The organism is Epibacterium sp. ABZ3_068, assembly GCF_056159265.1.
Map to the genome: position 1 here is coordinate 135,541 of NZ_JBSWUV010000001.1, position 16,280 is coordinate 151,820.

The following is a 16,280-nucleotide window of genomic DNA, read 5'->3' on the forward strand; positions in this document are numbered from 1 at the left end:
CCTTACTTGCGCAGTTTCATGGCAAAGAGACCCTGTGGGCGGATCATCAGGATGCCGACAATGGTCAAAAGCGTGAGAACCTTGGCCATGGATCCCGACAGGAAGAACTCCATGATGGATTGTGCCTGACTGATGGAAAACGCCGAGGCAATGGTGCCCAGGAGGCTCGCTGCACCGCCAAAAACCACCACCAGGAAGGTGTCGACGATATAGAGCTGCCCGGCGGTGGGTCCGGTTGACCCGATCATGGTAAAGGCAGACCCAGCAACACCCGCGACCCCGCAGCCGATGCCAAAGGTCAGACGGTCGGTCCATTCGGTGTTGATCCCGACGGCGCCCGCCATCACCCGGTTCTGATTGATTGCACGCACCTGTTTGCCCCAGCCGGAGCGGAACATCATGATATAGACCGCAAGTGAAATCCCGATGGCCAGCACCATCACAAAGATCCCGTTGATCGGAACCTCGATCAGATCCGTCAGCGGCAAAGAGCCCATCATCCAGTCCGGGATGGAAACGCCGACTTCGCGGGCGCCAAACACGGATCGGTAGACCTGTTGCAAAATGAGGCTAAGCCCCCAGGTCGCCAGAAGCGTATCAAGCGGTCGCTTGTAAAGGTGGCGGATCATGGCCCATTCGACCAGAAGGCCCAGTGCGCCAGACGCGATGAACGCCAGGATCATCGCCAGAAAGAAGTAGGCGCCGAATATTCCAGGTAGATAGGCGGCAAAGAAATTTGACACCAGATAGGTGACATAGGCCCCAAGGATCATGAATTCCCCGTGGGCCATATTGATGACCCCCATCTGGCCAAAGATAATGGCCAACCCCAGTGCCATCAGCACAAAGACGGAGAACAGGATCAGGCCGGCAAAGCCCTGCATGGCAAAAATCGCGCCAAGCTCGGCCATGGAATAATCGGCAAACATGCAGATACCCCCTGTGTGAATGGTGTTTTTGTTATCGGAGATGAAAGCGGGTGGCAGGCTGCAGCCAGCCCGACCACCCTATGCACCGGGTGTGCGGCCCGGCGTTACTGGTAGCCTTCCGGGAATGGGTCCGGCTCAACCAGTTCTGCCGTTTCAAAGACCACGTCATACTGCCCGTCCGCCTTGGCCAGACCCACACGGGTTTTGGACCACAGATGATGGTTGTCGTGCACTTTGACATAGCCTTCGGGGGCCGAGGTGAGTTCGATGCCGGGTGTGGCGGCGCGGACTTTGTCGACGTCAAAACTGCCGGCTTTTTCCACCGCGGCTTTCCACAGCCACGGTCCCAGATACGCAGCCTGGGTCACATCGCCGATCACCATGTCATCGCCCCACATCTCTTTGAAGGATTTCACAAATTCCATGTTGTTGTCGTTGGTCAGTGACTGGAAGTACTTCATGCAGGCATAGGCGCCTTCGATATTCTCGCCGCCGATGCCGCGGATCTCGTCTTCGGTCACAGAGATGGTCAGAACAATCGGCTTTTCTTTGGTCATGTCGATGCCGGCGGCTTTGAGCTGCTTGTAGAAAGCAACGTTGGAACCGCCGACGACGATGGCATAGATCACGTCCGGTTTCTTCAGGCGGATCTTGTTGATGACCGAGTTGAACTGGGTATGGCCCAGAGGGTAATATTCCTCCCCCACGACCTTGGCCCCGTCCAGGAAGTTCTCGATGTGTTTACGCGCGATCTTGTTGGAGGTACGCGGCCAGATGTAGTCGGACCCGAGGAGGTAAAAGCTCTTGGCGCCTTTTTCCTTGGCCACCCAGTCCAGACCCGCGATGATCTGTTGGGTTGCTTCCTGACCGGTGTAAATCACATTCGGCGACTGCTCGAGCCCCTCATAGAACGTCGGGTAGTACAGGAAGCCGTTATACTGTTCAAAGACCGGCAGGACCGCTTTGCGGCTGGCCGAGGTCCAGCAGCCCATAACACTGGCAACCTTGTCGTTGACCAACAGCTTCTTGGCTTTTTCGGCAAAGGTCGGCCAATCCGATGCACCGTCTTCCTGAATGTATTCGATCTTGCGACCGAGAATCCCGCCCTGGGCGTTGATCTGTTCAATGGCCAGTTTTTCCGCCTGAACCGAACCGGTCTCGGAAATCGCCATGGTGCCTGTGATGGAGTGCAGGATGCCGATGGTCACCGTGTCATCTGTAACCGCCAGACCGGTGGTATTTACCTCTGCTGTGGGGTAGTCCGCAGCCCTGAGTTGCTTGGGCACAAACAGAGATGCCGTCAGAGCTGTGCCGCCCGCCAAAACCGCACGGCGGTTCAACCCAGCATTTGGTTTTTTTGAAGTTTCGTCCGTCATATCGCCTCCTTGTCAGCGCATAAGGATTGGGCATTTCTGTGATGCCCGCTGCGGAAAAGGATGCGTGGAATTGCTGCAGCGCAGTATACGTCAATTGACGTATAGGGCTGCGCGTTTTGCGCACTATGCTGTTCTTCAACACAGTGCAGGCGTGGGGGCAACGCTGTCATTTCGGGGATCGGCCAAGGGCTTTTCCTGCCCCTTTTGCCTGTGCATCAGGAGAGCGAAAGGGTAGCTGCCTTGAGAGCCACGCGCGAAAAACGCATCTACAATCGTTGGGTCGCCAACGAGACCATGGAAGATTTCGCCCTCCGGTTCACCGCCCACCGCGCCCGTAAATGGAGCTTTGGCCGTGTGGCGAACACGGCTATTGGGTCTATCTCCTTTTTGGCGCTTGAGGCCATCGGCGGCACCATCACGCTGACCTACGGGTTTGACATCGCCATTGCTGCGATCATGTTGGTGGGGCTGTTGTTGTTTCTCACGGGCCTGCCGATTTCATATTATGCGGCGCGTTACGGGTTGGACATTGACCTGCTGACACGCGGGGCCGGGTTTGGGTATCTCGGCTCGACCATCACCTCGCTGATATATGCCTCCTTCACCTTCATCTTCTTCGCGCTTGAGGCTGCGATCCTGGCACTGGCGCTTGAATTCTGCCTCGGCGTGCCCTTGTTTCTGGGCTACGTCGGCAGCTCTTTGATTGTCATCCCGCTGGTGATCCACGGGTTCTCCAAGATTTCAGCTTTTCAAACCTGGACCCAGCCTTTGTGGGTGCTGCTGCATGTGTTGCCCTTCGTTCTTTTGGCCTTTGTCGGCTATGACGTAGAGGGCTGGACCAGCTATGCGGGGCGCGATCAAATGCGGGATCAATCGACCCTCCTGATGCTGGGGGCGGCTTCGGGCGTGGTGTTTTCGCTGATTGCACAAATCGGGGAACAGGTGGATTTCCTGCGCTTCCTGCCGGAACCCAAAACCCGCAGTGAACGGCGTAAATGGTGGCTGACGGTGCTGGCCGCAGGTCCAGGCTGGTCCGTGTTGGGCGTTCTGAAAATGCTGGCCGGATCCTATCTGGCCGTGCTGGCTGTGCAGCACACGGTCACAACTGCCGAAGCGAGCGACCCGACGCGTATGTATTTCGTGGCCTTTGATCAGGTTCTGAACAGCCCGCTTCTCGCTGTAGCGCTGACAGGTGTTTTTGTGATCCTGTCCCAGCTCAAGATCAATGTGACCAACGCCTATGCCGGTTCCATTGCCTGGTCCAATTTCTTCTCCCGCCTAAGCCGAAGCCACCCCGGCCGTGTCGTCTGGCTGGTGTTCAATGTGGCCATCGCGCTGATGCTCATGGAGCTTGGGGTCTTTAACGGGCTGGAACATATTCTGGGGCTTTACTCCCATGTGGCCGTAGCCTGGATCGGCGCGTTGGTTGCGGATCTGGTGGTCAACAAGCCGCTGGGGTTAAGCCCAAAGGGGATCGAGTTTCGCCGCTCCCACCTTTATGACGTGAACCCGGTCGGGCTTGGATCCATGACGCTGGCCTGCATCCTGTCACTGGTCGCCTATGCCGGGGTGCTGGGGCCGGAGTTAAAGGCGCTGTCGTCCTTTGTTGCGCTGGTCACAGCCTTCATGATGGCGCCTGTGATCGCCTTTGCCACCGGAGGGCGTTACTATTTGGTGCGTCAGGTCCAATCGGAACTGCCCGATGCGCAAAGCCATCAATGTTCTGTCTGCGAATACAGCTTTGACCCTGAAGACATGATCAGCTGCCCCTTCCACGAGGCTCCTATCTGTTCGCTGTGCTGCACGCTGGACACCAGTTGCAATGACTTGTGCCGTCCCGAAGGAACATTGGAGCATTGCACCGAACAGGCCTTGGCTACCTATTTACCCAAACCTGTTGCCGGGGCCGTACGCTCCCGCCTGTTTCGCTTCTTCTTTGCAACTGCGCTGCTGTCAGGCTCCTTTGGCCTGCTGTTACGGATTATCCGAAACATTGAGGGCGCGCCCAATTTCGAAGCCGTGCTGACGGTTATTTTCTGCACGGTTCTGATTGTTATCGGCATCTCTGTCTGGATGTTCATCCTGAGCGGCGAAAGCCAGCGCAACGCCCGCGCCGAAGCCGAGCGGCAGACAGAACGGCTGCTGAAAGAGATCCGCGCCCACGAGCGCACCGACCGTGCGCTGCAACAGGCGAAGGAAAAGGCAGAAGCCGCCAACCTGGCAAAAACGCGATATATGTCCGGCCTCAGCCATGAGCTGCGCACGCCCCTGAATGCGATATACGGGTTTGCCCAGCTGTTGGAAAAAGACCCCAAGCTGGAGAACTGGCGGCATCCGATTTCAAGCATCCGCCGTTCCAGTGAGCATCTGGCCGGGCTGATCGAGGGGCTGCTGGACATCTCGCGGATCGAAGCCGGTCGGATTGAGATCATGCGCGACCGGATTAACCTGCGCACCTTCCTGAAACAGACCTCTGCAATTTTTGAGACCGAAGCCCGCAACAAGGGGCTGCGCTTTACCATGGAGACCCATGGGCGGATCCCGAATTTCATCGCCGGTGACGAAAAGCGCCTGCGCCAGATTGTGATCAACCTTCTGTCCAATGCGATCCGATATACGCAGGAAGGTGAAGTGCGGTTTGACCTGACCTACCGTAACGAGGTGGCGATCATAACTGTGACGGATACCGGCCTTGGCATCGCCCGGGAAGAGATGTCACGGATCTGGCGCCCGTTTGAACGCGCCCATGCCGCCGCGGCCCATGGGTCTGGACTGGGGCTGACGATCACCAAGCTGCTGGTGGAAATCCTGGGCGGAGAGATCGAATTGCAAAGTGTTGTTGGCAAAGGCAGCGTATTCCGGGTTCGGCTGATGTTGCCAACGGTCACGCCCAGTGTCTTTGACGAACAGGAGATCACCCGAAGCGGACGCACCCTGGCGTTCACCGGATACAAGGGGCAGCGCAAGACGGTGATGGTTGTTGATGATGATCTGAACCACCTGTCCCTGGCCGACAACTATCTGAGCGCGCTTGGCTTTGTTGTGGTTGCCGTATCCTCTGTCGGCGCGGCCGAGATGATCCTGGAGGACGTCAGCCCGGATATTCTGCTGCTGGACATCGACATGCCGGAACGCGATGGCTGGTCTTTTGCCCGCGAGCTGCGGGCGGGGCCGATGCGCAATATGCCGATTGTCATTATCTCGGGCCATGCAAAGGACGAGGCCCCGCCGCGCCCGGATATGGCGGTCCATGATGCCTTTATCGCCAAACCTTATAATCTGGATGATCTGCTGTTGCAGGTGGCTGAGCTGCTGAAAGTCACCCTGGTGCTGGACGGTCAGGAGGATCGGGCACCCTCTGTCCAGATTGATCTGGCGCAGGACGACCTCCAGACCCTTCTGGAATACACAACGATCGGCCATGCCAGCGCCATCCGAGCAAAGCTGACCGATCTTGAACTCAAACGCAGTTGCCCGCCTGCCCTGCTGGCCCAGCTTCGGGCGCGACTTGACGTCTTTGACATCGAAGGCATCGCCTCTGTTTTGAAGGAATTTGACCATGAGCCCCAGTGACGCAACCGGTCGCAGTATCGCCTTGGTGGTTGATGATAACCCTGAATCCCTTGGCATGGTTTCCACCGCTCTGGAGCAGGAAGGCATGACCGTTCTTGTGGCCCGCGATGGTGCAACGGCGATCAAGCTGACCCACAGGGTCCAGCCGGACGTGATCCTGATGGACGCGGTGATGCCCGAAATGGACGGGTTTGACACCTGCCGCGCGCTCAAAACAGGCACCAATGCGGTGCTGGCGCCCATCATCTTTATGACTGGGCTGACCGAACAGGAGCATATCGTCAAAGGCCTGCGCGCGGGGGGCGTGGATTACATCACCAAACCGGTCATCCTGGATGAGATGCTGGCCCGGATCAGCACCCATGTGGCCAATTTCAAAATGATCCAGGGCGCGCGGGATGCGCTGACCTCCTTTGATGGGGCGGTTCTAGCATTTGACCGAAATGCCGAGGTCTTGTGGGGAGCTCAGAAGGCGCTGACCATTTTTGAAAACGCCCGCAGCGATTGCAATCGCTTGGATCTGGCCAATTGGCTGCAAGCCTCGGTTGCCAGTACAGCCCCCGTCACGTTCCGTGCTGGCCCGGTGGAGTTTTCCTTTGTTTGCTTCTCTGCCGCGCAGGAATATCTGGTGCAGGTCTCCCATGCCAGCGGGCTTGCCAAGGAAGACATTCTGATCCGCGCCTTTGCGTTGACCAAACGAGAAGCAGAAATCCTGTATTGGTTGACCCTGGGAAAGACCAACAAGGATATCAGTGTCATTCTGGAGCTCAGCGCGCGCACGGTAAACAAGCACCTTGAACAGGTGTTTCAAAAGCTCGGCGTGGACAATCGCACATCCGCCGCCGTGCTGGCGGACCGGACTTTGGCACAACGCGACTGAGGCGCTGCCTGACCCGCCCAATAGTGTCAAAACCGGATCTTGGTCCCGCCATCCCTGCCCCATCGGTAGGCCTTGTCTCTGCCGGGCCAAGCGCTTAGGTAGGACGCAGGCGGGTTCTGCCCTTCTTGTGATTAGCAGCATTCCGGTGGCCTTAAGCAAATCCGAGGGAGCTGGCTCTGTTCGGGTCGTGGCCTGATTACCTGGCGCCCACCTGTATATACAGGTCCTCGGGAATCAAAGCAGCACGGTTGACTGGTGGTCCCGCCGCATTTCTTTCACCTTGGTAAAAGGTGGCGCTGTCTTGGGCGTGTTACAGGCGCGACATTAAACAGCGCTTTGTGTGCACATTTCCGGGGCCGACTTATGTATTTCGAAGTTCTCCAATCCTTGAGCCTGAACGGCAGCATGACCAAGCCCAATGACGACCGTATGGGCGCAACCCGCAGCCGGGCCTGGGTGGTGGATGGAGCAACGGATCTGGGTGAACCCGGACTTTTGGGCAACCAGGGGGGCGCTGCCTGGCTGGCATCCGCTGCAAGCCTTGGCTTTTCGACCGCTACCGGGGCTGACCTGCGCGCCACCTGCACGCAGATGTTTACCTTTGTCGCCGAATTGTTCGAGGCTGACCGCACCCGTAAGGTGACCGCAGCCTGGGAACTGCCCAAAGCCGCCTTTGCGGTTGCGCAACTGGTGGAGGCCCGACTGGAGGTGGCCCGACTGGAGGTAGCATGGGCTGCGGACTGTCCGATCCTTCTTATGCCGCAAAAGGGAGGGACCTTCTGGTGCACGGGCGCTCCGGACAGTTCGACTGAAGCCGCGGATGCAAAGGCATTGGGGATTGGTCTCGACAAGGCACCGCTGATATCCGGCGACATTCTGGAAGACCGGCGTGCACAGCGCATGCAGGCCGATCACGCAGCGCTGAGCCCGGATCCGGAAGCGGCGGCCAAAATCACACATTTCAGCAGCCAGACTGTGGAAGCAGGTGATGAGCTGCTGATCATGAGTGACGGGTTTTCCGCCCTGGTGAGCGACTACGGCCGGTATGACGCCGATGGCCTGGCCCAAGAACTTCGCAAGCGCGGTTTGGCGGCACTGGCCGAGGAGATCCGAGAGATAGAACGCAATGACCCGCGCTGTACGCGCTACCCCCGCTTTAAGGTGAGCGATGATGCAACGGCGGTTTGGCTGCGCATCGCGCCATAATAGCGCAAGTCAAGTTTCAAAGATGAGCCTGTCAAAACCGAGTTTCGCATTGGCAATTGTTCACAAAAACGAACCAATTCCGGCCTTCATCAGCCAATCGTAGCTTGCTCGCAGTCGAAAAAGGCCGATACAGCGGTGTCAGCGTCGGGAGCGAATCTGACGATCAACGGGACGCTGTTCACGACGCACAGCTACCCGCGCGCGTTGAATGAGCCCAAGTCCCTCAAAGATATGCAAGATTGCTTCGCGAAGGTCGCTTTTAAGCTGCTCGACCATTTGATCCTCCGTTTTCATTAGAAAAGCCTACCATGGCTGCGGCGAAGGTCCAGTGGCAACGCAGCATTTTTTCGAAATATTTCTGCGCTGCGGAACATGTTTCTTTCGTCGCCCCTGTCAAACTCGAAAAATCACCGCAAAAACTCGCCTTACTTTGAAAAGGAAGGCGCTTTTTCAGCATCCATAATCCAACCGATCAAAGCGAAATGCCGCGGGTGCAGTGCAACGGTCTAGACGGTAAGGAACCCGACCGGACCGAAGATCAAAAGGATCGCCGGGCAACACGGCAACAATGGATTTTTGCGCAATGTCCAAACTGGAACAGGCAAAACGGCCTCCTCCGGTTTTGGTCACCGGATTATAGCTTGCGCTGGGATGGCGCCAACAAATGGCTCGTTTTCCATTGATGGTGTCCAGTTTGTACTCTTCAGGAACGCCGCGTGTATTGCCAGGATACCAAAGCCAAGCCCGATTATCGGCCCCCAAGTAGTTCACCTGAAACCCATGGGCGTGAGAAAAAGACAGATAGGTCTGGTCAGCCTGCGGATACGCGGGAAAGCGATTGCTGCGCATCTGAACCTCTTCCAGTGCCACGCGCGCGCTCTGAGGTGGCGGACTTGTGTCGACACAGCCCGCCACCAGCAGCACCAGCGCTGCAACACTTGCGCAAATGTTGCGGCCTGAGGTCAACACGTCAGATTCACGCGCCAGCCGTCAAACCTTCCGCTGATTTTTGCATCCAAAACGCGCAGGTCCGTGCTGCGGATGTCGCCTGTCAACCCAGCCAGTATTCCCGCGTCAAAAACAGACTTGCAGCCCGTTGCCTGCGTTGCGGCCGTTTCCAGGTTTGCCGCGAAGTAAGGCGCTGATCCGCCGATCACTTTTACCAGCGCGTATCCTCTGTCTTGAAGATTTGCCACGCGAAAATCATTGCCCGCGACATTAACTTTTGCAGCAGACTTGAGAGCCGCATTCCGCGCGGCGGTGGCTTCGGCGTTCTTGGCTTTTACTTCAGGAGGCAGTTGCGGTCCAAAACAGCCTGCGACCAACACAACCAAACATAAAGCAGAAATAGAATGTTTCATAAATTATCGTCCCTTAACGTATCCGGGACGTCCTACGACGTGCTCAAACCTCCAACAAGAGGGTAATAGAGATCAAAATGTCGCGCCTGCCCCTGTCTTAAAACAGAAAAAGCGCACCTTTGGAGGCGCGCTTTTGGTCGTGTCTGCTCCTGCGGAGCTCAGAATGCTTCGGGCCGTGCCTCGCGGGCCATATGGTCCAGCACCGCGTTTACAAACTGAGGCTCCTTGCCTTCGGGAAAGAAGGCCCGGGCGATGTCGACGAACTCCACGATCACAACTTTGGGCGGGGTTTTGCCTTCGACCAATTCTGCCCCGGCCGCGCGAAACAGCGCGCGCAGAGTCGGGTCGATCCGGTTGATCGGCCATTTTGCAACCAGCGCGCGGTCGGTCATCTGGTCCACCTTGGCCTGATTGTTAACCGCATCCTTGACCAAAGCACGGAACAGTTTGGTGTCCCCTTCTGCCAGTTCATCGCCTTCGTAAACGGCGCCAAAGCGGTGGTCTTCGAACTCCACAATCACCTTGTCAAAACTCTGGTCGCTTTGCTCCATCTGAAACAGCGCCTGCACCGCATAAAGCCGTGCAGCCGAGCGCATCTGGTGTTTGTCAGCCTTCTTGGGCTTGGCGGTCTCGCCTGTGGAGTTCGTATCGGTCATGCGGTTGTGGGTCCATTCTCTGCGCTGGCCAGCTTGATGGCCTCTGAGGGCGCCTTGAAGCCGACACCCTTGGTCTGGGCGCCCCACTTACGCGTGAGCGCGATCAGATGCAAGGCCGCAGCTGCTGCACCGCCACCTTTATTCTGATCCTGAGGATCCGCGCGCACCTCGGCCTGTTGGCGGTTTTCAACGGTCAGGATACCGTTGCCGATGCAAAGCCCCTGCAGCCCCAGGAGCTGGATCGCACGTGAGCTGTCATTGCAGACGGTCTCATAATGGGTGGTCTCCCCCCGGATGACACAGCCCAAGGCCACATAGCCGTCAAAGTTCGAACGCGCGTCGGTGATGGCGATTGCGGTTGGGATTTCAAGCGCTCCGGGCATTTCGATAATCTCGAAGGTGCCGCCGGCAGCTTCGATCTCTGCGGCTGCCCCGGTCACCAGGTTGTCGGCGATATCCTTGTAGTAAGGCGACACCACAATGGCGAGTTTCACCGGTTTGTCGAATTCAGCGCGGGGCAGAATGTAATGTTGTTCATGTCCAGCCATTTCTGGTCTCCTCTCACGCGTCTTTTAAAATCGGGCGGGTGCCCACGATGCGAATGTCAAAGGCGTCCAGGCCAAGATAGGTGGTTTCGGGTGAGTCGGTGAGCAAAATCAGCTCGGATACCCCCAGTCCCGAGAGGATCTGCGCCCCCATCCCGGTTTCCTTGATAATGCGCGGCCCATCGTCATCCGCAGCATAAAGCGCGTTGTGGGGGGCCCGGAACAGACACACGATGCCACGGCCTTCGTCAGCGATTTTCTGCATGGCGGTTTGCAATTCGCCCGCCGGTTTGGGCCCCAGTCCCAAAAGGTCGGATGCCTCGTGCAGCGCATGGGTGCGCACCGGAACCGGTTCCGGCGTGGTGATGTCGCCCTTGATCAGCACCACATGCTCGATGCCGTGGATCTGGTCCGTGAACAGGCGCATGTCCCATGTCCCGCCAAATTCCGAGGTCACAGTCGATTGGCTGGTTTCCACCACAAGATTGTCGTTGCGAGAGCGGTAGGCGATCAGGTCGGAGATGGTTCCGATTTTCATTTTGTGTTTGGCCGCAAACTCAACCATTTCCGGCAGGCGCGCCATTGTGCCGTCATCGTTCATGATCTCGCAGATCACGGCCGAAGGGTTCAAACCGGCCAGACGGGATACATCCACCGCCGCCTCTGTATGGCCTGCGCGCACCAGAACCCCACCTGTTTTTGCCCGCAGCGGGAAGACATGCCCCGGCGTGGCCAGAGTTGCCATGCTGTTTTGTTCGTTGATCGCAGTTGCCACTGTCAGCGCACGATCGGCTGCCGAAATCCCGGTAGAAACGCCTTCGCGCGCTTCAATTGACACGGTAAAAGCGGTCTCATGGCGTGAGGAGTTGTTGACGGCCATCATCGGCAGCCCGAGTGCGTCGATCCGGTCTGCGGTCATCGGCAGGCAGATCAGCCCACGTCCGTGAGTCGCCATAAAGTTGATGGCGTCCGCATCAGCAAATTCGCCGGCGATGATCAAGTCGCCCTCGTTTTCACGGTCTTCGTGGTCGACAAGGATATACATCTCCCCATTGCGGGCGGCTTCGATGATATCCTCAATCGGGCTGATGGCGTCTTTCAACTTGGCCTCAACAGGGCCGGGCGTTGCATATGTCATGGCGCAGTCTCTATGTTTGGGGGGACCCGGACGCGCATCGGCGTGGGCCTTCTGCTGTCAAAAGGGATAGACCACGCCCCTGGCATTTACCACCCCAAGTCGAAAAGCCTGCGTGCCATTCCCACCATTCCATCCGGCCATTTTACCTTAACCTAACGAAGGGTTTGCGGTTGGACGTATGCCGACATCTGCGCCCCTGCAAGCGACATTCAAATCCGGGGCTTGGGCGCAGCCGGACGATCACTATCGCCCGAGTTTGGCTCCCCCTTGGGCTCGATCAGAAGCACCTTCACCTCTTCCTTGGCACGCGGGCGATGCACAACCCCTTTGGGCACAACAAAGATTTCGCCGGCCTTCACGATACGCGGCGCCTCTCCTTCGATGTCCATTTCCATTTCCCCTTCGAGAACAAGGAAAAAGTCATCGGTGTTGGCGTGTTGATGAAACGGGTATTCGCCCTGAAACTTCACCACCATAACGTCATTGTTGTTGTAATCCGCCACCACATGCGGATCCCAATGACTGGAAAACTGTGCCAGCTTGTCAGCGAGGTTGATCGTTTTCATCCGTTTTCTCCATTGAAAAATTTGGCTGCGACAAATGCAACCGCAGGTCGCTGCTGCGACCTGCCAGGCCCAAGGCTTCTGGCCGGGCATCTTTGATGCCGGGCCAAGGCGCGGGAGCCCATCGCGAGACCTATCGGGCCGCTGCCTGGAAATACTCACCTGCTGACAAATACCCAGCGGCGCGGGCGGCGGTGCTCCAATCGCTTTCCAGTGGGGCGTCACCGATGATCAGCACCGTGTTCCCCGGCAGTTTCTGCGCCTGGATCAGGCCGGACACGCGGTCACGCATCCTGCTCCAGCTCTCGTTGAACTTGGGCGCCACATCCGCCGCGTCCAGCACCGGATTGGCCGCCAGAACCCCGTCCGGCGTGTTCGGCGCATGGACAAGGGTCAGTTTCTGCGCCGCGCGTACGCTTTCCAACGCGCGGGTCTCGGCATCGGGCATCTTGGCCCCCCGCCCGATGATTCTGAGCGCATTGGAGGAAAACATCAGCGCCAGAATGTCCTGCCCTGACGCCTGACGAATGGTGGCATAGGTCTTGTAATCCATGCCCAGTTCGGCGGCACGTTTCATCCGCATTTTGACAATCATCAGCGGGATGGTCTTGCGCATCAGCTGCCGCTGGGCTGAACGCCACTGATGGGTTCGCCAGCGATGACCGGCCTCCATCGAAGGCCCCTGATTGTGGCCGATACCTGCTGCGGTCATGATTTAAACTCTCCCAGCCGGGCCACATAGCGCGCCAATGTGTCAATCTCCAGGTTGATACGGTCACCCACTTTGGCCTCACCCCAGATTGTGACCTCCTTGGTGTGGGGGATAAAGTTGATGCCAAACTCGCATCCATCCACCTCATTTACCGTAAGGGATGTGCCGTTCAGCGCAACCGAGCCCTTGGGTGCGATAAACTTTGCCAGCGCTTCCGGTGCGCGCAGGGTCACGCGGGTGCTGTCGCCCTCATCGCGCATCGCAACAATTTCGGCCACCCCGTCCACATGGCCGGACACGATATGGCCGCCCAGTTCATCACCCACTTTCAAAGCGCGTTCCAGATTCAGGCGGGTCCCGACCTTCCAATCGCCGATATTGGTTTTGGCCACGCTTTCAGCTGAGATCTGAACATCGTACCAGTCATCTCCCAGGGCCACGACGGTCAAGCAGCACCCGTTAGAGGCAATTGACGCGCCCATATCAATGCCAGCCGTATCATAAGAGGTTTTGATCCGCGCGCGCAGATCGCCAGCCTGCTCCAGTTCAGTGATTTCTCCAACGTCGGTGATAATGCCCGTGAACATTTGAAAACTCTCCTCTACCCGCCGCGCGGCTGTCATTTGCTTAGGTTGAGAGGTAATGCCTGACTGAAAAAGGAACAAGAGTGTCTGCGATCTGCGTGCTGCAAATGGCAGGAATTTCCAAAAGCTGCCTTGAAACGGATCTCTGCAGTATCGTCACAGTTTCGCCCCAGTATAAAATTACGTAAAGACATTAACCATATCCGCAGACCTTACGTGTACGATTGGCCTCGTTATGACCCTACCCGCTGAACCCCGTCACTTCCTGTTTCTACAGGGGCCGCACGGCCCTTTCTTTGCCCAGCTGGCAAAGATGCTGGGACATGCGGGCTGCACGGTTCACCGGGTCGGGTTCAATGCCGGCGACCGGGCGTTCTGGTCGGATCGAAAGACCTATATCCCCTTTACCAAGTCGGTGGCGGATTGGCCCAAGACTTTTGCCGACCTGCTGGAACAGAAGGCGATTACGGACATTGTCCTTTATGGTGACACCCGCCCTATCCATGCCCAGGCGGTAGAGGTCGCAATGGCGCGCGGACTGCGGATCCATGTGTTTGAGGAAGGCTATCTGCGCCCCTATTGGGTCAGCTATGAGCGCGGCGGTTCCAACGGGCATTCACCTTTGATGCGTCTGACATTACCCGAAATGCAGGAGGCTTTGGCCCGGTCCGACATGGAAGCTCCGCTTCCGCCTTCCCATTGGGGCGACATGCGCCAGCATGTGTTTTATGGCGCGCTCTATCATTGGTTCGTGATGTTCTGGAACCAGAAGTACCGCAATTTCCGCCCACACCGGGATCTGCCCGTCACCAAGGAATTCCGGCTTTACCTGCAACGCCTTCTATTACAGCCGCTGCAATCCCTGGAGCGTCGCATTGCCACCTGGCGCGTGCGCAGCGGCGGCTTTCCCTATCACCTGGCGCTGCTACAGCTGGAACATGACAGCTCCTTTCAGAAACACTCGCCCTTTGCCTCCATGGCTGATTTTCTGGAGCTGGTGGTGTCGGAGTTTGCCAAAGGCGCGCCCGGGCACCATCATCTGGTGATCAAGGCGCATCCGCTGGAAGACGGCCGCGTCCCCTTGCGCAAAATCCTGAAGCAGCTGGCCCGCACCCATGGGATCTCCCACCGCGTGCATTACTTGCGCGGAGGTAAGCTCGCGGCGCTTTTGAACGAGGCACGCACGGCCGTCACGGTGAACTCGACCGCTGGTCAGCAGGTCCTGTGGCGCGGCATTCCGCTGCGTGTGTTTGGCAAGGCGGTTTACGACAAACCAGAATTTGTCTCACAGCAGCCCCTGGCCGAATTCTTTGGGGCGCCGGCCCGCCCGGATGCGCGCGCCTACCGGGACTTTCGCCGTTTTCTTCTGGAAACCTCCCAGATCGCAGGAGGTTTTTATTCCCGCTCCGGACGCCGCCAATTGTTGCGGCAGGTGGTGGATCTGATCCTCGCCCCGGACGACCCTTATGATGCGCTGAAACAAGGCACAGCGGCACCGCGGCAACAGTTGCGGCTGGTCAACGACGGCTAAAACCCTCAGGGACTGGATTTTTCCCTTTGTCTCCTTTAGCCTGAAAGAAAAAAGCAGGCAGATACAATTTAAGGTCAGGAGACCGAGCAGTGAAATCCGTATCCTTTGGATGGGCGAGGAGCGTCGCCCTGTGTGCCGCCGTTGGTATTCTGGGCTCTTGTGGCCTGCCCAAAGTCGGCCCAAGCAAACGCCAGATCTTTGCTGGTTCCGTACAGCGCGAAGGCGACGCCTTTATTGTAACGGTCAATGACCGGGTGACCCGAGCCACTGCTGTTGTCCCTGCCCTTGGCTTTTCCGACAATTTCACAAACGCATCACGCCTGACGTCCGATGTGATCCGGCCCGGGGATGTTCTGGGTCTGACAATCTGGGAAAACGTCGACGATGGGCTTCTGGCGGCAGAGGCCACCAAGTTCACCAACCTCGAAGAAGTTCAGGTGGACAGCGCGGGCTTTATCTTTGTGCCCTATGCAGGGCGCGTCCGCGCCTCGGGCAACACACCTGAACAACTGCGCAAATCGATTACCAAAGAGTTGGAAGGCCAGACCCCGGATCCCCAGGTACAGGTCAGGCGTCTGGCAGGCGACGGAGCCTCTGTTTCGCTGACGGGTGCCGTGAACGGCCAGGGTGTCTATCCAATTGAACGCCCGACACGGACGCTGGCAAACATGCTGTCGCAGGCCGGTGGTGTTTCAATCGAGCCCGAGATCGCACAGATCACCCTGATACGCGGCGGCGAAAGCGGCACCATCTGGTTGCAGGACCTCTATGAACATCCGCAGCTTGATATCGCTCTGCGTGGTGGCGACAAGATCCTGGTGGAGGCCGATACGCGGACCTTTACCGCACTTGGCACCACCAGCGCACAGGCGCGTGTTCCCTTCGAAAGCCGTGATCTGTCCGCACTGGAAGCCATTGCCCAGGTTGGCGGTCTGGTGGCCACATCGTCAGACCCGACAGGTGTTTTTGTCTTGCGCAATGAACCTGCGGAAATTGCAAATCAGGTTCTCGGGCGTAACGATCTGGTTGGGGCACAGCGTCTGGTCTATGTCCTGAACCTCGAAGAACCCAATGGCCTGTTTATGGCGCGGGATTTTGTGATCCGCGATCAGGATACGCTTTATGTGACCGAAGCGCCCTACGCCCAGTGGACCAAGACTATCTCGTTGCTGGTTACTCCGGTTGGATCGCTGTCGAGCGTCTCCTCCGCCTTTGACGGTGGCTAA

General features: G+C 57.8%; 16 protein-coding genes. 5 read left to right on the forward strand and 11 right to left on the reverse strand.

Features of this window, described 5'->3' with window-relative positions; genetic code table 11:
* Nucleotides 1–2: 2 nt before the first annotated feature.
* Both urtB and urtA read right to left on the reverse strand, forming a co-directional pair.
* Nucleotides 3–929, reverse strand: coding sequence for an urea ABC transporter permease subunit UrtB (gene urtB / locus ACXAEW_RS00670; protein WP_474939470.1), 927 nt, complete (start codon nucleotides 927–929; stop codon nucleotides 3–5).
* 104 nt (nucleotides 930–1,033) lie between these two features.
* The gene (gene urtA, locus ACXAEW_RS00675; protein WP_474939471.1) at nucleotides 1,034–2,305 is read right to left on the reverse strand and encodes an urea ABC transporter substrate-binding protein; all 1,272 of its coding nucleotides are present in this window, start codon (nucleotides 2,303–2,305) and stop codon (nucleotides 1,034–1,036) included.
* A 240-nt stretch (nucleotides 2,306–2,545) separates the two neighbouring features.
* Here urtA and ACXAEW_RS00680 point away from each other — a divergent pair, with 240 nt between their 5' ends.
* The 3 genes from ACXAEW_RS00680 to ACXAEW_RS00690 all read left to right on the forward strand — a co-directional run bounded on the left by ACXAEW_RS00680 (nucleotide 2,546) and on the right by ACXAEW_RS00690 (nucleotide 7,964).
* Nucleotides 2,546–5,878, forward strand: a complete 3,333-nt coding sequence (locus tag ACXAEW_RS00680) for a hybrid sensor histidine kinase/response regulator (RefSeq protein WP_474939472.1) — start codon at nucleotides 2,546–2,548, stop codon at nucleotides 5,876–5,878.
* Entirely contained in the window at nucleotides 5,865–6,758 is an 894-nt protein-coding gene (locus tag ACXAEW_RS00685; protein ID WP_474939473.1) for a response regulator, read from the forward strand. The genes ACXAEW_RS00680 and ACXAEW_RS00685 overlap by 14 nt, the downstream gene beginning before the upstream one ends.
* Nucleotides 6,759–7,121: 363 nt before the next feature.
* Nucleotides 7,122–7,964 carry a hypothetical protein gene (locus ACXAEW_RS00690; RefSeq protein ID WP_474939474.1) on the forward strand — a complete coding sequence of 281 codons (843 nt, stop codon included), beginning with the start codon at nucleotides 7,122–7,124 and terminating at the stop codon, nucleotides 7,962–7,964.
* Nucleotides 7,965–8,223: 259 nt separating this feature from the next.
* Here ACXAEW_RS00690 and ACXAEW_RS00695 read toward each other — a convergent pair whose 3' ends face one another.
* The 9 genes from ACXAEW_RS00695 to ACXAEW_RS00735 form a co-directional block, all read right to left on the reverse strand.
* Nucleotides 8,224–8,421, reverse strand: a complete 198-nt coding sequence (locus ACXAEW_RS00695) for a hypothetical protein (RefSeq protein ID WP_474939475.1) — start codon at nucleotides 8,419–8,421, stop codon at nucleotides 8,224–8,226.
* Nucleotides 8,415–8,933 (reverse strand): hypothetical protein, encoded by a 519-nt coding sequence (locus ACXAEW_RS00700; protein WP_474939476.1) that lies wholly within the window; start codon nucleotides 8,931–8,933, stop codon nucleotides 8,415–8,417. The genes ACXAEW_RS00695 and ACXAEW_RS00700 overlap by 7 nt, the downstream gene beginning before the upstream one ends.
* Nucleotides 8,927–9,325, reverse strand: coding sequence for a hypothetical protein (locus tag ACXAEW_RS00705; protein WP_474939477.1), 399 nt, complete (start codon nucleotides 9,323–9,325; stop codon nucleotides 8,927–8,929). Before ACXAEW_RS00705 ends, ACXAEW_RS00700 begins: the two co-directional genes overlap by 7 nt.
* A gap of 158 nt (nucleotides 9,326–9,483) precedes the next feature.
* Nucleotides 9,484–9,981, reverse strand: coding sequence for a transcription antitermination factor NusB (gene nusB, locus ACXAEW_RS00710; protein WP_474939478.1), 498 nt, complete (start codon nucleotides 9,979–9,981; stop codon nucleotides 9,484–9,486).
* Nucleotides 9,978–10,529: a 6,7-dimethyl-8-ribityllumazine synthase gene (locus ACXAEW_RS00715; protein ID WP_474939479.1), complete on the reverse strand. Its 552-nt coding sequence runs from the start codon at nucleotides 10,527–10,529 to the stop codon at nucleotides 9,978–9,980. The genes nusB and ACXAEW_RS00715 overlap by 4 nt, the downstream gene beginning before the upstream one ends.
* A gap of 13 nt (nucleotides 10,530–10,542) precedes the next feature.
* On the reverse strand, nucleotides 10,543–11,664 hold the full coding sequence (gene ribB, locus ACXAEW_RS00720) for a 3,4-dihydroxy-2-butanone-4-phosphate synthase (RefSeq protein ID WP_474939480.1): 1,122 nt from the start codon (nucleotides 11,662–11,664) through the stop codon (nucleotides 10,543–10,545).
* Nucleotides 11,665–11,873: 209 nt separating this feature from the next.
* Nucleotides 11,874–12,230, reverse strand: coding sequence for a cupin domain-containing protein (locus tag ACXAEW_RS00725; protein ID WP_474939481.1), 357 nt, complete (start codon nucleotides 12,228–12,230; stop codon nucleotides 11,874–11,876).
* Between the two features lie 130 nt (nucleotides 12,231–12,360).
* A complete protein-coding gene (locus ACXAEW_RS00730; RefSeq protein WP_474939482.1) occupies nucleotides 12,361–12,939 on the reverse strand; it encodes a hypothetical protein in 579 nt (192 codons plus the stop codon).
* A complete protein-coding gene (locus ACXAEW_RS00735; RefSeq protein WP_474939483.1) occupies nucleotides 12,936–13,526 on the reverse strand; it encodes a riboflavin synthase in 591 nt (196 codons plus the stop codon). The genes ACXAEW_RS00730 and ACXAEW_RS00735 overlap by 4 nt, the downstream gene beginning before the upstream one ends.
* Nucleotides 13,527–13,758: 232 nt before the next feature.
* Here ACXAEW_RS00735 and ACXAEW_RS00740 point away from each other — a divergent pair, with 232 nt between their 5' ends.
* A complete protein-coding gene (locus ACXAEW_RS00740; RefSeq protein WP_474939484.1) occupies nucleotides 13,759–15,054 on the forward strand; it encodes a capsule biosynthesis protein in 1,296 nt (431 codons plus the stop codon).
* Nucleotides 15,055–15,143: 89 nt separating this feature from the next.
* Nucleotides 15,144–16,280 (forward strand): polysaccharide biosynthesis/export family protein, encoded by a 1,137-nt coding sequence (locus ACXAEW_RS00745; protein ID WP_474939485.1) that lies wholly within the window; start codon nucleotides 15,144–15,146, stop codon nucleotides 16,278–16,280.

What these genes read in the sequence shown, in the direction of transcription:
- urtB (WP_474939470.1), bottom strand. Translation starts at nt 929, where the DNA reads ATGTTTGCCGATTATTCCATGGCCGAGCTTGGCGCGATTTTTGCCATG.
- urtA (WP_474939471.1), bottom strand. Translation starts at nt 2,305, where the DNA reads ATGACGGACGAAACTTCAAAAAAACCAAATGCTGGGTTGAACCGCCGT.
- ACXAEW_RS00685 (WP_474939473.1), top strand. Translation starts at nt 5,865, where the DNA reads ATGAGCCCCAGTGACGCAACCGGTCGCAGTATCGCCTTGGTGGTTGAT.
- ACXAEW_RS00690 (WP_474939474.1), top strand. Translation starts at nt 7,122, where the DNA reads ATGTATTTCGAAGTTCTCCAATCCTTGAGCCTGAACGGCAGCATGACC.
- ACXAEW_RS00695 (WP_474939475.1), bottom strand. Translation starts at nt 8,421, where the DNA reads ATGCTGAAAAAGCGCCTTCCTTTTCAAAGTAAGGCGAGTTTTTGCGGT.
- ACXAEW_RS00705 (WP_474939477.1), bottom strand. Translation starts at nt 9,325, where the DNA reads ATGAAACATTCTATTTCTGCTTTATGTTTGGTTGTGTTGGTCGCAGGC.
- nusB (WP_474939478.1), bottom strand. Translation starts at nt 9,981, where the DNA reads ATGACCGATACGAACTCCACAGGCGAGACCGCCAAGCCCAAGAAGGCT.
- ACXAEW_RS00715 (WP_474939479.1), bottom strand. Translation starts at nt 10,529, where the DNA reads ATGGCTGGACATGAACAACATTACATTCTGCCCCGCGCTGAATTCGAC.
- ribB (WP_474939480.1), bottom strand. Translation starts at nt 11,664, where the DNA reads ATGACATATGCAACGCCCGGCCCTGTTGAGGCCAAGTTGAAAGACGCC.
- ACXAEW_RS00725 (WP_474939481.1), bottom strand. Translation starts at nt 12,230, where the DNA reads ATGAAAACGATCAACCTCGCTGACAAGCTGGCACAGTTTTCCAGTCAT.
- ACXAEW_RS00730 (WP_474939482.1), bottom strand. Translation starts at nt 12,939, where the DNA reads ATGACCGCAGCAGGTATCGGCCACAATCAGGGGCCTTCGATGGAGGCC.
- ACXAEW_RS00735 (WP_474939483.1), bottom strand. Translation starts at nt 13,526, where the DNA reads ATGTTCACGGGCATTATCACCGACGTTGGAGAAATCACTGAACTGGAG.
- ACXAEW_RS00740 (WP_474939484.1), top strand. Translation starts at nt 13,759, where the DNA reads ATGACCCTACCCGCTGAACCCCGTCACTTCCTGTTTCTACAGGGGCCG.